Below are 19,044 nucleotides of genomic sequence, written 5' to 3'. Positions count from 1 at the left end.
GTCGAGGCAGATCGTCGAGGGCAAGAATCTCGCGTTCTGGCGACGCCGGAACGCTGAGATCGCGGCAGCCCCTCATTATGTCCGTGATCTTGAGCCGCTCGAAACTCACGGTCGGTCTGAAATGGGAGGTGATGTTTAGTGGCGACGGCTATTGCGACGACGAACCAACTCATCGTGGACGACCTACCGGCGGAGCGTCTGCACTGCTCTCGATGGTTCGCGTCCTGCCCGGAGAAGCAGCGGTGAGCATCCGAGCGCTGAACTGGGCGATGGCAGCCCGCACCGGCTCACCCTCCCGTAAGGCTGTCCTGGTCGTGTTGGCAGACAAGGCGGACGAACAGGACTCCTGCTTCCCGTCGGTGGCGCTGATCGCGTACGAGGCTGAGCTTTCGGAGCGAAGTGTCCGTGACCAGATCGCACAGCTTCGCAAGCTCGGCTTCGTCGCCATCGAGCCACGTTTCAACAGGCGGGGTACGCAGATCAGCACCCGCTACATGCTGGACGTCGAGAACACGCGGCCGACGGGTACCCGGCAAGATTTGCCGGGTATTGAATCCGCGGCCGTTGGCACATCCTCCGCCGTTCCATCGGGCGAGGAATCCCGCGAGTTTGGTACCCGGCAGGATTTGCCGGGTACGCTGCGGGAGCTGCAGGGGGAGGGTGCAGCTGTCGCAGGGGGAGGGTGCGAGAGCTGCACCCCCACTACGTTGAACCCTCAAGAGAACCCACAAGAGAACCCTCATTCGTCTTCGAACGATTCCGTCGCGACCGAAAACGCACCTGGCCTCGTGGCCGCCGCAGGTCCACCGACGGACGACGACGATGATTCCAGTTCAGGCTTCGCGGTCGACCCAGCGCTGGCGAACCTGATGCGAGAAGTGCATCCGCGACTTGACGCGGAGCTGCTGGTGCAGCGACTGTCACCGAGGGTGCGAGTCGAAACGATCGACCTGGAGCGAGCAGCCGTGGAGATCGTCACGGCGTCGACGCGAGCGATCGGCGATCCGGTGGCATACGTCGCATCGTCGATCGAGCGAGAGCCCGGTCGGTGGGTTCGCCCTGAGCTGCTCGTCACTGATCCACCGACCAGCCCAGTGCCGGCTCGCAGCGGAGCGCAGGAGGCCGCCGATGTGCGGTCGGCGCGAGCTCGGGGACTAATCCCGAAGGACTGGCCGGAGTCGTCACCACTCGACCCGGCATCCCGCGCAGCGCTCGAGGCAGCTCGAGATGCGGACCGAGCCAGGATCGATCCACCACGCCAACGAGAGGAAATCTACGCATGACCGAGGAAACCACGAACCCGGATCGACGGATCCTGTCCTGGCTTGAGCAAGGCACTGGTCGGCGGATCTTCCGGCTTTCGATGCGGCAGTGGGGGCTCGTCGCCGCGGTCCTCGCCGCATTTGGGCTGATCGTGATCGTCGGACTTGTCCTCACACCACAGCAACCGCGTCTGACGAATGCCAACGCGTCCGATCTGATCGGATGCCGTCTGAGCCTCCACTCGGCATCGGGAGTGACAAACGAACTCGGTCGCGCCGAACGATTCACAGAAGGTGAAAACGGCCCGAACGTGTACGTCGAATTCGGCTGGTTCGACGACTTCGGCCACCCGCGCCGCGAGAGGGAGACGAAGCTGACGCCCGCGTGGGTTCCAGCTTCGATAATCACGGGCTACACCTGCGATGAGGGTGCGACATGGACACGCTTCGAGAAGTGATCTCGGGGCCCGTGGATGATCCGGCGGTTCAGGACGCGAAGGTCATCGCTGCCGCTGTCGAGAGAACCCGCGGAATGGTCATCTCGCGCCTCGGAACCTATGGGCGTCAAAGCGATACCGAACAAGTCCTCGCGGACATCCTCTCGATCGTGTGGGAGCGCACCGCCGTCTCCGGGCGTGCGAACGAGGCGACGCTCGGCCGATACACGACCGGCACCGCGCAACACGTCGTGCGGCAGCACATCTACAAACGGGCCCGCCGCCGCGAAGTGTTCGACCACGAAACCGCCGATTCGACAAGCCCTGACCTGCTCGAACGGTTATCGGCTCGAGATGAGGCCCGCGCGATCTGCCGCCACATCCGCGCATCCGTAGGTGAGAGCACCTGGTCCAAAGTCGTGCAGCGATTCGATCCGGATGGATTCGACCATGAAATCAGCGGGGCCACGAGCTGGTGGGTCCGACAAGTGGCCGGCGTGGTTCGCGCCGCAGTGCAGCTGGCGGCGGACGAGCCCTGGTTGGGCTTAGACGACGTGCAGGACCGTTGTGTGCCTTCCCGCACCGTTGGTGCTGGCGCATCCGCGCAGCGCGAGGCACGCGCAGAGCGGGAGACGACCCTGCTGCGCCTGGTCGCCTGGAGGGTGTTCCGTGAAGAGAGGTGCTCGTGGTAGCTCCCGTCGCGGCGGCCGCGGGGAAGAAGATAGCCGGGAAGCTCGGAAAAGCCGTCGCCCGCGGTGCAGCGGGTAAATCACGGAAGTCGAAAATCCTGACCGGGCTGCTGATCGCGATGGTCATGTCACCGTTCGCGGCGATCGCGGGCATCGTGGGCGTGATCTGCCTTGTCGTGGGCGGCCTGGCCGGCAGCGGGCAGGCCGCCACCTGCGAAAGCTCGTGCACCGTGTCTGCGTCGGATCAGGCCAACGCGCGAATCCTGATAGACGCCTACAACAACGGCACCTTCTTCGAGGTCGAGAGCCAGAACACGATTCTGTGGGAGATCAAACCGATCGCCGACGGCCAGCCCCGGCCAGGCTGTGCTGTCGATTCTCGCGTGTTCCAGATCCTCGTGCTCGCGCTGGGCCGGTACGAGACCGTCGGGATCAGTGACCTCGCCCGACCCTGCATCGGCCTCGACCTCAACTGCGAGTTCTCGGCGCACTGCAAGAACCCCGCGACGGCCATCGACTTCACCAACCTCAGCGGGACCAGGCTTACCGGTGGCGACCCGCAAAGCCTTGACCTGGTGAGGTACCTCGACACGATCATGCCCACCGGATCCCGAGCCGGCCAGATCCAATGCCGGACCGCGATCCCGCTCGTGCACCTGACACCGTTCTTCGACCAAGCCGGATGCAACCACCAACACATCGACCTCCTCTACACGGAAGCGCCCCTGAATGTCACAACGAACTAGCCTCGCGACCGCAGTCACCGGCGCGGTCCTTGTCCTTCTGACCGCTTGCGCGCCCGTTCACCACGAGCCGGTAAATACGGCGACACCGAAAGCCGGAGTGCCAGCCGCATCGAGCACGCCCCTCCCTCCGGCGCCCGAGCACGACGAAGACCCCGGTCCCGCTCCAGCGAACGCGAGTACAGACGCCGCCCGCACGGCCACGGCAGCGATGACCGCCTTCGCCCGGCCCACCCTGCCACCCGCGGACTGGTACGCGGGCCTGTCCACGTACCTGAGCGATCAGGGGAAAGGTTGGTACAAGGACGCCGACCCGTCCCGTATCCCCGCGACGGAGGTAACTGGGCCGCCGTTTGGGACTACAGGCGATCTTGTCTCGTGGGCCATCGTGACCGTACCAACAGACGCGGGCCGGTACACAGTGAATCTGGCCCGCCCGGACGCGTCCCGCCCCTGGCAGGTGCTCACGATCGTGGACTCCCAAGGTCGGAGCTGAACAGGCAAGGTGCGCCGCCCGAAAGCTCTGACAAGAGCGGCGGCGGTTTCCACTCGGGGCTCATCCGCCTCTCGGAGCAAGCGGCACGTTCACGTCTACCTCGACACCCGATAGGACGTACCCGGATTGAACCGGAAAGCGGCCGAGGGCGACAGCGGTCCACATGCGGCGATCGGTCTCAGTCACCTCGTCGAGGAAGCTTGCCTGGCCAAGCCACGATGGCAAGACGAGTGCGACACCACGCATCCGCCAGCCGGCGTGAAGCAGATCGTCTCGGCACTTGAGGAAGGAGCTGAGATTCTTCGGACTTGCGGGCACTTTGCTCGGTCGGCTCGTGAGCATTTGGTGCGCAGTCCACTTCTCGTCCTGCGCGCCGTGATGGATCCACCGATCATGGACGGGCCCGATGCGCGCCTTGTGTGCGGCCTTGCACTCGATGATCGCTTGCCGTGTCATCTCGCGAGGGAATTCGTCGAGCGCGATCCCTCGAAGCATCGTCTTGATCGAATCCAGCAAGTGTGCGAGGTCACGCGGCTCTTCGGCGGGGTTGGGGCTCGCAGCCGAGATGATCTGGAATACGCTTCCAGCCTCGCCCTCCACGAAGACGTCGTTTCGGGCGATATCACCGATTAGGTAGGTCAGCCGCTGATCAGGCTCCAGTTCGGTCCAATCCATAGCGCGACCCTAGTGGGCCGCCACATCAACGGTCCGATGGCGCTTCGCGGGGGCCGATGTCGGATCCCACGGCGCCAACCGCGGCGAAGGATTACGAGCACCTTTCGCGTATACGGGTGAACCCCCGCTGTCCGGCGGGAACCACTCCACGGCGAAAGGCCACCTGATGTTCTCGCTCGCAACCCGCATCGACCCGCTCGTGCTCGCCGACGGTCTCGTTCAGCCCGCACCCGTGTTCGACGGGCCCCTGTCCGGCATCGTCTCCACCCTCGGCGGGTGGGCAGCCGGCCTTCTATTGGGCGGCGGTGTCCTAGCGGTGGTCGTCGGCGCGATCCTTCTGATTGTCGGATCACTTGCCCGCCAGCATGAGGCCAAGGCCTGGGGGTGGAAGGTTGTGATTGTTGCCGTCGTCGCGGTCGTCGTGGGCGGATCTGCGACCGGGCTGATCGCGCTCGCGCAGGGAATGAAGGTCGCCGGCTGATGCTGGGCCCGGCCGAGGACTGTAGCTGGCTGGACGTCGGCTGCGCGGCCAAGAACTCCGTGGCCGACGCGTTCAATACGGTTCTGCGTGACTTCGCCGACCAGCTCGCGTCGTGGTTCGCGGGTCTCCTTCGCGGTGCGCTGAACGCCGACTCGTCGATCACGATCTTTGCGGCCAACGATCAGACCGGGACGTTCGGGAACTTGGGTTTGTCTAACCAGTTCGCGTTCTGGATGGTTCTGATGTCATCGGTCGCGGTGATCGTTGGCATTGTCCAACTCACCGTTGCAATCGCCCAAGGCTCGGGCCGGCGCGTCCGTCAAGTGACGCTGGCCATGCTCGCCAGCGTCCCGACCGTATTCGTCGGCACGCTCCTGATGCAGCAGATGAACCTGTTCGTCAACGCCGTCACTGACTCGTTCATGGATCTCCTTCAGAACGACAAGGAAGGCGGGCTGACCCACGCTGTGCTGAACATGACTGGACTCAGCTCGTACGAGGTCGCAGATCCGGACGCGTCGCCGTGGGTGATTGTCGACACGGATGTCAGTAAGGCGATCGTCGCCCCGCTCGATGGCGGCACGAGCCCCTTGATGGCAATCCTTGTCCTTGGGTTTCTGTTGATAGCGGTTGGGTTCCTCTCTGTCGCGATGCTTACTCGAGTCTTTGGTCTGGCAGTGCTGGCAGCGATGGCACCGATCCCGTTGATGTTCGTCGGGCAGCCCAAGTTCTCGGCGTGGGCTAAGGGATGGGCGGAGATCGTCGCGGGCCTCCTGCTTGCGAAACCCCTGGCGGCAGGAATTATCGGCGTCTGCGTCGCGATCGCCGCAGGTGGATCGACCGACGCTCAGAAGGAGACCGGCCAGACGACGACAGACTTGTGGGGAATCGTTGCGGGGTTCGTCGGGCTCCTTCTTGCATCGGCGTCGCCCGCCATGACGATTGCGCTGACTCGCTGGGCCGGCAACGAGGTGCAGGCCGCGGTCGCGTCGCGTCCATCTGTTACCCGAGGGCTCAGCAAGGTTCAGTCGGTTCGGAGCGTAGCTGGCACGCCGGCACGCGTGGCGGGGATGCTCGGCCGTGCTCGCAATACGTCGCGCTTGGCGAGCACACGTTCGACTGGCCGGGGACAAGCCGGCGCGAGCGGTGGCGGTGGCAGGAACGGCGCGAGCGGTCGCGATGGCGGCAGCGAAGGCAACGGAACCACGGGTAAAAGCGGGGCCAACGGCCGAGCAGGACGCAACCGCGATAGCGGTCGCACCACGTCCGGCGGCTTCTACCGGCGACGGAACGCCGTTCCAAGCAATGGCCGCGAGAGTTGAGCGAAAGGAAGAGCCCAATGAGTGAAGGAACGGTCAGCGCAATTCGAGTCCGATTCGGGCGTAGAGAACGTCGTGGTGTGATCCTCGGCTTGGTGTGGTCGCAGCTGTTCGTGATCGGCGGATGCGTCCTCGTCGTCGCGACTCTCCTGTGGGCACAAGCATGGACTCTGCTCGGAGTGCTCATCGGACCGATCATCCTCGCCGGGCTCACTGGCGCGGGTCGATGGCGGCGCGAGGCGCTCCTGGTCTACGTGCTTCACGTCCTCCGGTTTTGGCGTGAAGGAGCGACAAGACAGTGGGTCGCCCAGGGCGGCCCAGCGGTGGTGAAGGTCGGCCGGCTGACCCTCCCCGGTGCGCTCGGATCACTCGACATCCACGAGACAAGCAACGGACTCGGGTTCAGCTACGACCCGACCCGGGGACAGTTCGCCTTCACGCTCACAATGGACACCTCAACCTGGCCGCTCCTCGACGAGAGCCAGCGAGGCAGCGGCGTCGCCGGTTTCGTGTCATGGATGAACGGCCTCACCCGCGTCCCGGGCCTGACGATCGCCGACATACGGATGCGCACCGACTTCTCGTCGTCGACAGACGTCTCCGACTACACCGAGAAGCGCATCACAGAACGCCTCGAGGCAGAAGCCCGCCCGGTGGTTTGTCCGAGTTGCGGGAGCCCGGGGCCATACAGATTCTGCGTCTCGTGCGGGACGCAACTCCGGTTCACCGATGAGTCCCCACTGGCGTGGTCGGACGAGCAGGCGCGCGAGGCCGCAGCTACCGTCGAAGCAGCATCGATGGAGTTCTCCTACGAGATCACCTTCGCCCTTTCGCTCAACTCGCTTCGCGATCGCCGATTCACCCAGCGCATCAAACGGGCCGGGGGAGGACTGGACGGCGCCGGCCAGGTGCTGGAGCTGGAAGCGGAAACGCAGGTTCGGGCGCTCTCACGTGCTGGGGTCAGCAACGTGCGCGCTCTGACGGCGGACCAGCTCCGGCTCTCCGCCCGCCGCGCTTATGACCCGGAAACCCTGATCGCTAGACAACGGGACGGATGGGGCGAGGCTTTGAGCGCGCCCGAGGCGGTACGCCCGCTTGGAGCGATGCGGCGTTGGGACCACCTGCGCGTCGACGAGAGCTACCACCAGGTCTTCTGGATCGGTGAATGGCCCACCAGCGACGTACCGATCGGCTTCCTCGAGGAGCTCGTGCGCGATTCCGGTGAATTCACCCGCTGTGTCACGTTGCAGCTGGGGCCGGTTTCTAAGGAGGACGCGCTCCGGAAGATCAACCACGCGCAGACCGATCTGGACCAGGCCGAGAGCACCCGGCAGAAGATGGGCCAGCGCACAACGCGTGAACAGGACGCAGAAGCCGAAGAGGTCACCGCACGCGAGGACGACCTCTCCGAAGGGTTCCGCGAGATGGAGTACCGCGGATTCATCACGATCTCCGCATCCTCCAGGGAGGAACTCGACGAAGCGCGGAACCTGATCGAGGTGGCCGCGCAAGAGGCGCAGATCGAGCCGAGGGTGATGTATTTCCAGCAGGCAGCCGCCTTCAACACGGCCGCGCTGCCATTCGCACTCGGGGCGGTCAAGAAATGACGGTCACTTTCGTCCCCGCGCGCGAGACATCTGCCCAGCGCAAGGCGCGTCGGGCGGCCGAACGGTCGGCACACAGCCGCATCTACGACGAGGAGAAGGTCGTCGCAGCGGCGATGCCGACCAGCGACGTTCCTCGTGCAGGCGTGCGACAGCCGTGGAACTGGCGCGGGTCCGTTTCTGCGCGACCGCCCGTGCACCGGGTATCGACCCGCGTCCTGCAGGCGGCATACCCATTCGTGGCCGGCACCGGTGCCCCGACTAAGGGCGGCCTGATCGGCGAGAACCTGTTCAAGCGGCGCGGTTACTCGCTTTCTCCGTGGGAAGCGTACGCGGCCGGCATCGCCCGGTCTTTCGCCGTCGCGATCTTCGGGCCGCCCGGCACCGGCAAATCCATGGGCTGCAAGGTATGGGCCAACCGGCTCCTCTCCGACGGTGTGCGCTTCGCCGTCCCCTCAGACCCGAAAGGCGAATGGACGCCACTCGCCAGGTACGCAAACGGGCGAACAATCGCAGTTCGACCCGGCGGCGCACACGTACTGAACCTGCTCGATCCCGGGCCAGCGCGTCCGGATCTAACGCGCGACGAGCACGCTGAGCTCGTTCTGCAGCAGCGGCGCTCGACCCTTCGAAAGATCGTGGGCATCCTTCGCAGCCAGGACGGCATCGCCGACGTCGAACACACCGCCCTCGACCTGGCTCTTGGCGAAGTGCTTGCGCGCACTGACCGGCCGACTGCGAGTGCCGTGCTTGACTGCCTGCTCGAGCCGTCCGCGGAGTCCCGAGAACTCGTCGGTGACGGCGGCCGTAACCTCTTTCACACCCTGCGCCGACTGGTCGAGGGGGATGTGCGGGGCATGTTCGACAGTCATTCGACGGTGCAGTTCGACACGAGCGTGCCGATCATGACCGTGGACACCTCGGGGCTGAAATACACGTCCAAGGAGGGGCAGGCCATCGCGACTCTGGCAACCTCGAACTGGATCAAGCAGGCGATCAGCGCGACGAAAGAGCGCCGCGTCATCGTTCACGAGGAAGCCGCGATCGGCCTCCTCGCCGACGTGAACTCGTCCGGCTCGGGGTTGGACGACAAGACCACCCAGGAAAAGCTCGGGCGCGACGACAACACCTCCAACTGGTACCTGTTCCACCGCGGATCCGATCTCGACGCGCTCGGCGACGAAGGCTCAGCCATTCGCGCCCAGGCCCAGGGCCTGATCGCCGACACCGACATCCGCATCGCGTTCGGGCAGACCGCCGACACCGTGGACTACGTGACCCGCACCCTGGGCCTGAACGCCACGCAAGCCGAGTTGACCCTCCAATTCGAGCCCGGTGAGGCGCTTTTCCTCGTCAGTCGCGAGGAAGCGGATGTGGTGCGTATCCAGCCCTCCGAAGCCGAATGGGAAGCCTTCACGACCGACACCGTTGAACGGGAGCACTGACCATGATGTCCACCAGGCAGCGCATGGGTTACACCGCGCTGACGGCTGCGCTCCTCTTCCTTCTCGCCCTGATCCCGGCGATGCAAGTCGCAACGTTTCTCGGCTGCGGACGCTTCGCGACCCTGAGCAATCAGATCGTCTCGCCGCTGGTGTTCCTGTTCACTCAGAGCCCGACCCGGTTCGGCGAGGTACCCGGATGCGCAGTTCCAGCGGCGGCGCTCGACGGGGCGGCGATCGTGCTCGTGGTGCTGATGGTGCTGATTGCGGTGGCCGGTGGGATCTTCTGGCAGAACTGGCGCCACTCGACCGGCTACTTCATGAATGACCTTCGCACACGTGACGGATTCGCCCGCGCCCGTGAGATCAAGAACACGATCTCCGCCCGCGCGGTGCTCGCCCATGCGTCGATCCTGCGCCCTGCGCTGGCGGATTCAGGTCGGGCGGTAGTTCCGCGGGACGTGGGAATGTCGCTGGGCCGCTCCCGGGGTGTCCCCGTCTACGTGTCCGTCGAGTCCAGCATGTGCCTCTGGGGTCCGCCTCGAAGCGGCAAAGGATTCCGGATCATCATCGGCGCGATCATCGACGCTCCGGGCGCGGTCGTGACCACCTCCACCCGCCCCGACAACCTGCACGCCACGTTGAACGCCCGCGCCGTCGATGGCCGCCCCATCGTCGTCTTCGACCCCCAAGGTGTCACCGGCATCCCCGGCGGCAGGAAGTGGTCACCGATCATCGGCTCCGACGATCCCGAAGTCGCCACGCGGCGCGCGAAAGACATCCTCGGCGGGTCGGCCGCGACCGACGGCAACAATGCCGACTGGGCGGCGGCATCGGCGACGATCGCAGCCGGCCTCTTGCACGCCGCGGCCGTCGGCGGCCGCGGGATCGAGCAGATGCGCGCCTGGACCGCGAGCCCTGGGCAAGCGCGCTTCGCGATCGATGACCTCGCAGCAGGCGGCGCGCCCGGCTGGGCCGAACGGCTCAAAGGCGTACTCGACGCCGACCCACGGATGGTCGACTCGAACTGGCATTCCTTGAAGATGGCATTCGACCCACTATTCCTCCCGAAGATCGCCGAGTCCATGTCGCCCGCGCCCGGTGAGGAATTCGACGCCATCGACTTCATCAACCGACGCGGAACCCTCTATCTGGTCGGGACAGGTGTCGGAGTGGCCGCCGTCGGTGGATTCCTCTCAGCCATGATGAACGACGTCGTCGAAGCCGCCAGGAAGAAAGCGATGACCCAGAAAGGCGGTCGTCTCGACCCGCCGCTCACCCTCGTGCTGGACGAGATCGCGAACATGTTCGCCTGGCCCGAGCTGCCGATGGTCCTCGCTGACGGCGGAGGGCAAGGAGTGTCAACCATGGTCGTCCTTCAGTCCCTGTCCCAGGCGCGTTCCGGCTGGTCTGCCGCGCAGGCAGACACGATCTGGGAAGCATCAAACGTCAAGGTGCTGCTCGGCGGGGCCGCAGCGGAATCCGACCTCGAGAACTTCTCCAAACTCCTCGGACCGCGCACGGTGAAGAAGTACTCCTTCAGTGAATCAACCCGGGCAGGCGTCACCTACAACACCCAGGACGAAGACGTGCCGCTGATCCGCGCCGACGAGCTGCGCCGGCTGCCCGACGGGATCGGTGTGCTCGTCTTCAAGAACATGCGCGGAGTGCTTCTCGACCTCGCCGCCTGGATCGAACGAGCCGATGCTTCCGAGATCAGCGCCGGAAAGAAGAGCACCGAGACCCAAGCGCGCGCCGCGCTCCGAGACAGCTACGACGACTATGCCACCGATGAGAAGGACCCCGTGAATGTCTAGCCGACGCAAGCCCGACATCGAGCGAGCAAAGTACAAGGAGTACCTTCGCTCACCCAGCTGGCGACACCGCTCGACCCAGTGGCGACGCGAGGAGCAGATCAGCACCGGGAGGCGACCGGAGTGCGCCGCCTGCTTTGTCCTCGGCAACCTCGAGTTGCATCATCTCGACTACAGCGGTGTGATCTGGACTGCGAGCGGATGGATTGCAGAAGAAGACCACGACGACATAGTCGCGCTCTGCCCCCGCTGTCACGAAGCCGTGCATAAGCTTCTCGACTTCGAATCGACATACGGCAGCCTTAGCCGGCGGATCGCGTCGCTCGAAGCGATCCGAAGACTCCGCCGCCGCATCGTCGACCTTGTCCTCGGTTGCACTCCCGCGCTTGTGGACTCGCCCCGATGAGCGAGAACGACGAGACGCCGACACCGCTCGCTGAGGACGACCTAGAAGATCTGGCGAGTCGATTCCGTGACTACGAGCTGCGCCCCGAACAATTTGAACGGCTTGAGCAGCTAGACGAGAACGCCAGTGACCGGGGAACCGCGACCGAACTGATCGGCGACGTGACCATCTTCAACTGGCGCACGATGCCTGACGACGAGATCGCTGAGAACTGGGCGGCATTAGCCGAGTGGGTGACTTGGCTCATCCACCGCTACCACCTATCCAGCTCGAAGATCCCCGACTGCTGGTTCATGCACGGCGCGCTCGTCGAAGAGCTCTCAGCGCTTTGCTCGTTCTGGGTCGCATCCTTCCGAGCCGACGGCTCCGGTGGCGGCCCTTTGGGCTTCCATCGGGAGATGTCGGCGGCGTTCGTGCGTTTCCGCGACTACAACGTCGAAGCCTGCTTCAGTCAGCACATCGAGCCGTCGGAACGCCGATTCACCGACTACATCGAACGCTTTGACATTTGGGCGACCCAGACACACACCTACTGATCAGTTACGTCGCGTTGCGCATCAGATGCATCGAAACAGGCGAGTGTCCGGGGCTCGGGTGCAAAGCTAAGTCACAGCTTGAAGTCGGCGGGCGTTTCGAGCGCGTGAAGGGCGTCCTTGCGTCGCTCCTTCGCGCCTGCATAGACGACGTTGTTACCGGAAGTCGATTTCAAAAGCCAGCCCTGCGAAACCAGTTCGTCAATGACCTTGGAAACGAGCGGTCTGTCATTAAGGCTTAGACCCCGGCTCAACGCCCCCTCTTTGCGAGCTGATCCGCGTTGTCCAAAGACCTTCTTCAGCACGCTCAGGGCGATCCTCGACTCACGGTCAAGATCGAGTTGCATGATGCCGGCCGTGGTTTGGGTCGCGAGGCTGAATCGGTCGATCTCACAGTCCGCAAACTGCCCGTCCAGCCATTTCGGTAAAGCGGATACTCCGTCGATGAGTCCGATCAGTGATTGTTGAAAATGAGGCGCAGCGCTCGCCTCATCGAGACCGCTTACATCCAAGCGTTCGATCACGCAGTCGCGAAAGCTAGCGACTCCGAGTACGGGGTGGTCAGCAAGGATCAACTGTTCGAAATAGACCCCAGTTACGAGGAATGTGGAGGCCACAGGTCGGGCGTCCCAGGTGAACTCGACGGCAACTCGAATCAAGTCCGCCATTACCGCGTCGAATCTCTCGTGCTTTGCACGGGCCACCAAAGCTGACGTCACAATCGTCGGGCCGCCCCCGAGTTCATTCAAGGAGGCGGCGCAAACCTCAACACCAAGGTCGCTCGAGGCAGTCGACCAGGAGGCGACAGAAATGAGCGGATGAGAGTCGTCGTATGGACTGAGAATATATTCGGCGAGGTCCAGGCCGTACGCAGTATCAGCAAGGTCGCGATCCACGAAAACGCGAGCCTCAGCGGAATCTGTGGGATCCGCCGCCGCAAGCCCCGGCAGGCGTAGCAGCAACTGAAGCCCTTCCTCATCTGGCTGTAAGCCGTTGACCGCGACAAATGCAGATTTCAGCAACTCCATATCTAGCGGTCCTGTAACGTCGCCTCTCGAGCGCGCAAGTGTGGCTGCCCGAGACACAATGCTCCGAATGGTCTCCGGTCGCACCCCAGTGAACATCTGCGCCTCGCGGTCGCAGATGGCATCAATGAACCGGCGCCATCCGGTGGCCCGGCTCACGGCTGTCGCCACGTTGGCCGCGTCCTCGGCATCGATCGCTACCAGATATCCGAGGAGAAGCGGTCGCATCGGAACCCAGTCGGGAACCGTCCATTTCACGCCCGCTTGGTCGAGGAATTGCTTCAATTGACCTTCGTCAAAGTCGGGGACGGTGAAATGCTCGAAGGCCTTGAAACCGAGGGCAGAGACCATCTCCGTCTTCCCTGAGAAGTAATGCGATCGACCTGCAACGACGATCCCAGCACCGTTCGGCGTCTCGCTCACAAGCCGTCGTATCGGGCTGAGCGCCTCCCAACGAACCGTCTTAAGGTCTGCAGCGCTCCCGAACCACCGGCTCGGCACAACTTCGTCAAAGCCGTCGAGAAGAAGCACGCACGCGCCAGCACGCCACGCCGAGATGAGGCCGTTGGCATGATCAAAGCCGATCTCCTCCGCGTGGCGCCGAAGAATCTCGGCCGGCGTTCGGAGCCCAGCGCAGTCGCGGAGATTGATGTGGATCGGGAACGGCGTTAGCTTTCCATTCTTGAAGTGCCGCTTGCGTAGGATCGAGTAGAGCTCACGTAGTGTGTGACTCTTACCGACTCCGTAGTTTCCGACCAGAAGCACTCGCTGCCCCGTGATGAGGCGGTCCGCCATGGTGTCGACCGTTACAAACTCGCCGTTCGAGCTTCGGAGCTCGACCGGGACGTTGGGTGCCTTTGCCATCTGCATGGTGCCGAAGGAGACGCTCCCAAACGGTGCGTTGTCGCGCGCCTGTATGTACAGCTCGGAATTGCAGATTCGGGAGTGGAGAGTTGCGATGCTTATCGCGTTGATTCGCTCACCGCGCTGCCGCGCGATGGCTTCGATTGAACTCCTTTGTTCGCCCGTCGGCTCTTCGACTGTGACAAACCATCCTGTTCGTGTTTTGAGAGAGTTGCCAGCCTGTGCCCCAACACCCCTGAGTAGGTCTGCGAGTTTGGCACCGTCCTTGACGGCCTTGTCCTTTGTTCGCGAAACCGTGAACTCATAGGCGTGGATCTCCTCATGTCCAACGAAAAGCCCATCCCGCTCGCTGCCCAGATACATAACTGCGCCCTGTGTGCCCATTGGGTCGTGTAGAGCGCGAGCTAGCGATAGGCCGCGTTGTTCGAACTCGTGGCCCGATTCGCCTGCTTCATTCATGCTTGCCTCGTCAGTTTGGAGTTGAGATGCCGTACTGAGATGAAACCTACGGCACGGTGGGTCGACACGTCGCGACTTGGGCATCACATTCGATTACCTGAGAGCGAAGGGCCACGGAACGTTGTCTAAATCACCGAGTTCGACATGTTGGGGGAGGGGATCATCGTCGAGCCGTGTCCGACCTTCGTCTCGGCTTCAAACAGTGCCGTCTTCTCGCTCCGCTGCACTTCTTCATTGGCGGTCGGGCGGTTCAGCTCATGAGCGACGGAGGCCCGCTCCTCGATTGAGAGCACGTCGTACGTCTTAAGATCGACTCGAATCTTCGATGCCTGCTGATCGAGCTTCTCGCGGACGACTCCGAGCCGCTCGAGATTGGCAGCTTCGCTTACCTTGACGCCGCGCGGAAGCAACGCGGCCGCTCCGCCAACGCGCTCCCGCCAGGAGTCGATAGTGGACTGGTGAGCGTCCCGCGCAGCGTCGAGTTCTCGAGCTGCAGCGAGCAATTTTGCGGAACTGGCGCGCAGCCGTTCGGTGAGCTGCCCTCGGGCACGTGAGACCGCCATCTCGATCTCCGCTCGTTCCCACGACACCCATGCATCGGGAGTGGTGCGAGTCGAGTCCCCGGGGATGGTCGCTTCGTACTGGCACTGCGCGAGAGTTCGGGCGCGCTCAGCGGCACGCTGTTTCATGCCGCGCGCAAGGGGGTTAGCGTCCCGGACTGCCTGGTCGGCATGGTCCAGTGCGTTCCGTGTCTCGGCGATTCGGTTGTTGGTCACGCGTACGGCGGCGTGCTCGGTGTCGGCAACAAGTCGCTCGAGATCGGCACGCCGCGTCTCTGCCTGCCGAAGCTGATCGGCTGCTGTCGTGAGCGCGGTGTGCGTCTGCCACGGGTTCAGTTCGCCGGCCATCGCGAGCTCGCGTAGGGCGTCGACAATCCGGATCTCGTGTTCGGTTGCGCCCAGCCGGTCGGTCATGGCGGTCCGGAGCGAATCGATCGCGAGCTGGTCCTTGGCAGTGAGGGTGGGCTCTTTCGGCATCGCGGCGACGGAGAGCTCGTAGTCGATCTGCATCCGGGTCTGCTCCACCGTGTCCTCGACCGCGCTGCGACGGATCGCCTCGGCAATCTCGGCGATCGCCGCATCCGGGGTCGCGGCCGTGCTGATCACGTGGTTCTCGCGGACACCACGGGTCATCCCGACGTAGAGGCCGGCACCGGTCACGCCGGGTGCCGTGATGGCGTAGTCAACCGTGGCACCCTGGATGCCGTGCGCGGTGGATGCGTACGACAGGTGCGCATGCGACGCGAGATAGTCGGCACCGAGCGTGGTCTCGTCGTTGTGGAAGTCGCCTTCGCGACGCGCGGTCACACGACCGTCGTCGTGGATGTCGATGATGGTGAAGTCGTCACGGTTGGAGACATCCGCGCTGGAGTCGTTCTTGCGGGTCTGGATGCGATCCCCGATATATAGAGCCTGCTGGTGCTGCCCGAAAGCAGCGCGGGTTGTGTCGAGCTGGCCTTGATCGATGCGTCGCGCCTGGATGGCCTCGTTGATGTCCTGCGCCTGGTCGTTCGTCGTCGTCGTGATCGCGATGGTCTTGCCGGCACCGTGGGCGGCGAACCACTTGTCCACGATCAGGGCTCGGGCGGAGTCATCATCGTCGGCACGGACGATCTGACCACGCCGCGCGAGCTCGTACGCGATTGCCCCAGCATCCTCTGCGCCGGCTGGCTCGCGAAGCCGAAGTGAGAGCGCGGCGTACTCAGCGTCGGCGGTATCGTCGGCGAGCCGGAATCGGTGGACGGCCGACAGCTCGGTCGTCGCATCCGCGAGGCGGGTAGCGAGTGCCATCGCCCCGCCGTGTCCGGTGGGATCGAGCTGGCGGGGGTCGCCGACTTTGGCGATGCCGGCTCCGGTCTCGTTCGCGATGCTGAGGAGTGCGCGGGCAGCGTAGAGGTCCATCATCCCGGCCTCGTCGACCACAATCCGGTCGCCGGGACCAAGGATGAACGAATCCGCCGGTCCGGTGTATTCATGCCCGGCGTGCGGGTCCAGGTCGCCAGGCTTCAGGCGGGTCCAGTGCTCGCCTGCGCGGTCGCTGGACCAGCGCCATCCGTACGAGTGAAGGAGCGCGTGGACGGATGATGCGTTCGCTCCGATCGCGGCACCGGCTACCTGAGCGGCCTTCTTGGAGGGTGCGACAACGATCACCCGTCGGCCTTGTGCGTCGAGCGCCTTCTTCGCGACCGTCAGCATCGTGGTCTTGCCTGTGCCGGCCGGCCCGGTGATGGTCAAGAGGCGGTCGGTGCCCGCGATCAGCTGGGCAGACTCGCACTGCCTCGAGTCCAGCGGATGCTTGTTCGTGGCCCGGTCGATCTCCCTGATGGATTTCTCGCCCAGACGGCGGCCTGGTTTCTGGATCTCGCGCAACAGCGCCTCCAGCTCGGTCTTGACCTGGACCGTGGCAGTGGACCGCAAGGCTTTGATGTGGCCCGGCAAGTGCTCAGCGTCAGCGAGGGTCACGGTGTGGTCGCGGATGGCCCGGTCGGTGACGTCCTCGATCAACTCGTCCAAGGTGGCCCGGTCAGCGACCAGGTTGGTCGCGGCGACGGCGTAGGCCACCGCGGCCCGCAGCGTGTAGTGATTGAACCGGTCGTTGGACCGCGCGGACCGGTTGTCGGCCCAGACCGATGCGTAAAGCGCGAGTTGGTCGCGGTCCAGATCTGCGATCGATGGATGGTCCACTGCCGTTGCCGCGCGGTCCACGCCTGATTCCGCCGCGTGGTCCGATGCGGTGAATAGGTGGGCCAGCTTGTGCCCGGCCTCTTGGTCCAGGTCCATCAACTCGGAACGGACTTTCTCGGTCCAGTCCATCTCGTCGAACTCTTTGGGCTTATTCGGGCGGTCCTTGGCCCACGCCCACGCGTCGAACGAAGCAAAGTGCTGGGCCGACGGTTCGCGGCCCGGGTTGTTGGTCCGCCACCACGCCTCGCGGGCGGCCCGGTTGGTCTCGATCTGAGTGGCCCGCTTGCTGAACGGACGAACCAGATGGGCCACCTCTGCGATCTCGCCATCGGCGTCCAGTGTCAGTCCGAACCGGTCCAGGGTGGCCCGCCATTGCGGGTCCGTCCGGGCCGCCAGCTCTCCCTCCCCGTTGATGATGGGCTGGTACTGCATGAGCACCTTCGAGTCCACATTGGACCACTTGCCGTCCTGGCCCTGGACCTTCGCGTTCAGCCACAAGTGCCGGTGGGAATGTGGGTCCAACGAGCGGGACCGGGCGTGGTCCAGTTCGACCACCTCGATCCGGGCCAGGTCCTCACGGACCTTGGACCCGGCGCCACGGCGCGCGTTCAACTCGGTCTGCCACTTCGCGATCGCCTGGTCGCGAACCCGGTCCATCAGTTTCGACAGCTCCGCTGCCAGCCCTGGATGCATCATCGCGACCAGGGAGTACGACTTCGGCGTGTTGATCGTGGCGTCGTACAGGAGCGCGGCGTTGGGCTCGTGCATGGTTTTGCCGCGCACGTCGCCGGTCTCGGGATCGCGGCCGTCGATCCATGTCTGGAGTTGGTCAACGCTGAGCTCGTCGCGCGAGATCTCGCCGTTCGTCACGACGTGTCGCGTGACGGTTTGGGCGGCGTACCGGGATGCGGCGATCACGGTGTCCTGCGCGGCCTCGTTCGCCTTCGACGCGTCGCAGCTACCCCCGAGCGCGTACGAGACGGCAGCCCGAATTCCGTGGCCTGCTGACCCACGTTTCCACGGAACTATCCCGCCTCGCATACTGATATCTTAGTCTCTCGAATTCGAGAGCATACGTGCATTGGCTTTCCTCGATTGGCCTTGCTCGGTTGAATGCTCGGTTCGCAGCTCTCATATTGTGTTCGTTCGCTTGTTCTCAGCTTCGTTCGTTCTCCGTATTCGGCTCTTTTCTCCTGACGTCTCCTGTTGCCTGGCCCAATCGGTCGCCTGCGACTTCTCGCTCCGGCCTGTCCGGCACTGGCGGGGTCACGCCCTCACGGTGCCCCTCGTGCACCAATCAGGTCGTCGCCTGGTCGCGATACGTTCGGCCGCTGAGGAATCGAGTGAGGCACGCGAGGATCACGACCCGGCGGCCGCCAAGCCCGAACCGATTGCCTGCAGCCCGACCGTGGCGCCAGCAACTGCGAGAAACGCTAGAGATAGCAGAAATAGCCTTGACGAGCGATCAAGATCCTTTAGGGCTGTGGCGAGGCTTCCTAGAGCCTCCCAACTTCCTTTGAGGTCAAGACCCGCATACTCCTTGGCCATGTCGCTGCCCGGCTCTTCCTCGGCGAATTTCTTCATCTTTTCTGACCCGGCGGCAATGGCACTTTCGGCCTTCTTCCTGCCCGGCCACGTTGAAATGAGGTCGACTAGGGCAGCGATGAAGATGATTGCGGCGGCGATCATCGATAGCCAAGCGATCAAGGTTGAGTTGATTTCGCTCATGGATATTGCTCTTCAATCGCGACGGCGTGGACTCTTTCGAGTTGAAATTCCGCGCCTTGCACGAGTGTGTAGCTGCTCCTAGTGCCTCCCACTACATGCCCGGCTAGGGAGCCGTCTGGGCAGAAGACTGATCCGCCCGAGTCGCCCTCATCCGCGACTGGACCGGCGGTCATCGCAATTTCCGCCCATCCTGCCCGTGACTGGTCCACAACGAAGTTCGGCGAAAGGGCCTGAATCCATGTGGTCATCGAACCTCTTTGCCCTGCGTATTCAACCAGGTCTCTCTCGGCGACGGTGACCAGAGCGCGCGATATTCGCGATGA

General features: G+C 64.0%; 16 protein-coding genes. 12 read left to right on the top strand and 4 right to left on the bottom strand.

Going from position 1 to position 19,044, the window contains the following annotated elements:
• Nucleotides 1–77: 77 nt before the first annotated feature.
• Genes ACV7NN_RS08880 through ACV7NN_RS08860 form a run of 5 tightly spaced genes read left to right on the top strand, consistent with a single transcriptional unit; the run spans nucleotide 78 to nucleotide 3,627 of the window.
• Nucleotides 78–1,283 carry a helix-turn-helix domain-containing protein gene (locus tag ACV7NN_RS08880; RefSeq protein WP_463349208.1) on the top strand — a complete coding sequence of 402 codons (1,206 nt, stop codon included), beginning with the start codon at nucleotides 78–80 and terminating at the stop codon, nucleotides 1,281–1,283.
• Entirely contained in the window at nucleotides 1,280–1,720 is a 441-nt protein-coding gene (locus ACV7NN_RS08875; protein ID WP_463349207.1) for a hypothetical protein, read from the top strand. Before ACV7NN_RS08880 ends, ACV7NN_RS08875 begins: the two co-directional genes overlap by 4 nt.
• Nucleotides 1,699–2,391, top strand: coding sequence for a hypothetical protein (locus ACV7NN_RS08870; protein ID WP_463349206.1), 693 nt, complete (start codon nucleotides 1,699–1,701; stop codon nucleotides 2,389–2,391). The genes ACV7NN_RS08875 and ACV7NN_RS08870 overlap by 22 nt, the downstream gene beginning before the upstream one ends.
• The gene (locus tag ACV7NN_RS08865) at nucleotides 2,385–3,134 is read left to right on the top strand and encodes a hypothetical protein (RefSeq protein ID WP_463349205.1); all 750 of its coding nucleotides are present in this window, start codon (nucleotides 2,385–2,387) and stop codon (nucleotides 3,132–3,134) included. Before ACV7NN_RS08870 ends, ACV7NN_RS08865 begins: the two co-directional genes overlap by 7 nt.
• Nucleotides 3,118–3,627, top strand: a complete 510-nt coding sequence (locus ACV7NN_RS08860) for a hypothetical protein (protein ID WP_463349204.1) — start codon at nucleotides 3,118–3,120, stop codon at nucleotides 3,625–3,627. The genes ACV7NN_RS08865 and ACV7NN_RS08860 overlap by 17 nt, the downstream gene beginning before the upstream one ends.
• Before the next feature lie 60 nt (nucleotides 3,628–3,687).
• On the opposite strand, the gene ACV7NN_RS08855 is transcribed toward ACV7NN_RS08860, so the two are convergent.
• Complete coding sequence (locus ACV7NN_RS08855) at nucleotides 3,688–4,302, bottom strand: hypothetical protein (RefSeq protein WP_463349203.1); 615 nt, start codon at nucleotides 4,300–4,302, stop codon at nucleotides 3,688–3,690.
• Nucleotides 4,303–4,468: 166 nt separating this feature from the next.
• Between ACV7NN_RS08855 and ACV7NN_RS08850 the strand changes: the two genes are divergently transcribed.
• The 7 genes from ACV7NN_RS08850 to ACV7NN_RS08820 all read left to right on the top strand — a co-directional run bounded on the left by ACV7NN_RS08850 (nucleotide 4,469) and on the right by ACV7NN_RS08820 (nucleotide 11,904).
• On the top strand, nucleotides 4,469–4,783 hold the full coding sequence (locus ACV7NN_RS08850; RefSeq protein WP_463349202.1) for a hypothetical protein: 315 nt from the start codon (nucleotides 4,469–4,471) through the stop codon (nucleotides 4,781–4,783).
• Entirely contained in the window at nucleotides 4,783–6,105 is a 1,323-nt protein-coding gene (locus ACV7NN_RS08845) for a hypothetical protein (protein WP_463349201.1), read from the top strand. Before ACV7NN_RS08850 ends, ACV7NN_RS08845 begins: the two co-directional genes overlap by 1 nt.
• Nucleotides 6,106–6,122: 17 nt before the next feature.
• Nucleotides 6,123–7,709 (top strand): SCO6880 family protein, encoded by a 1,587-nt coding sequence (locus tag ACV7NN_RS08840; RefSeq protein WP_463349200.1) that lies wholly within the window; start codon nucleotides 6,123–6,125, stop codon nucleotides 7,707–7,709.
• Nucleotides 7,710–7,945: 236 nt separating this feature from the next.
• Nucleotides 7,946–9,151: a hypothetical protein gene (locus ACV7NN_RS08835; RefSeq protein WP_463349199.1), complete on the top strand. Its 1,206-nt coding sequence runs from the start codon at nucleotides 7,946–7,948 to the stop codon at nucleotides 9,149–9,151.
• A gap of 2 nt (nucleotides 9,152–9,153) precedes the next feature.
• On the top strand, nucleotides 9,154–10,965 hold the full coding sequence (locus ACV7NN_RS08830) for a type IV secretory system conjugative DNA transfer family protein (protein ID WP_463349198.1): 1,812 nt from the start codon (nucleotides 9,154–9,156) through the stop codon (nucleotides 10,963–10,965).
• Entirely contained in the window at nucleotides 10,958–11,368 is a 411-nt protein-coding gene (locus ACV7NN_RS08825; RefSeq protein ID WP_463349197.1) for a hypothetical protein, read from the top strand. The genes ACV7NN_RS08830 and ACV7NN_RS08825 overlap by 8 nt, the downstream gene beginning before the upstream one ends.
• Complete coding sequence (locus tag ACV7NN_RS08820; RefSeq protein WP_463349196.1) at nucleotides 11,365–11,904, top strand: hypothetical protein; 540 nt, start codon at nucleotides 11,365–11,367, stop codon at nucleotides 11,902–11,904. The genes ACV7NN_RS08825 and ACV7NN_RS08820 overlap by 4 nt, the downstream gene beginning before the upstream one ends.
• A 71-nt stretch (nucleotides 11,905–11,975) precedes the next feature.
• Here ACV7NN_RS08820 and ACV7NN_RS08815 read toward each other — a convergent pair whose 3' ends face one another.
• From ACV7NN_RS08815 to ACV7NN_RS08805, 3 genes are all read right to left on the bottom strand, one after another.
• Entirely contained in the window at nucleotides 11,976–14,249 is a 2,274-nt protein-coding gene (locus tag ACV7NN_RS08815; protein ID WP_463349195.1) for an NACHT domain-containing protein, read from the bottom strand.
• Nucleotides 14,250–14,374: 125 nt separating this feature from the next.
• Nucleotides 14,375–18,034, bottom strand: coding sequence for an AAA family ATPase (locus ACV7NN_RS08810; protein WP_463349194.1), 3,660 nt, complete (start codon nucleotides 18,032–18,034; stop codon nucleotides 14,375–14,377).
• A 318-nt stretch (nucleotides 18,035–18,352) separates the two neighbouring features.
• Nucleotides 18,353–18,721 carry a hypothetical protein gene (locus tag ACV7NN_RS08805; protein WP_463349193.1) on the bottom strand — a complete coding sequence of 123 codons (369 nt, stop codon included), beginning with the start codon at nucleotides 18,719–18,721 and terminating at the stop codon, nucleotides 18,353–18,355.
• Between the last annotated feature and the right edge of the window lie 323 nt (nucleotides 18,722–19,044).

It is taken from the genome of Leifsonia sp. Ger2509 (assembly GCF_055231915.1).
This window is presented reverse-complemented; position numbering and strand designations above follow the sequence as displayed.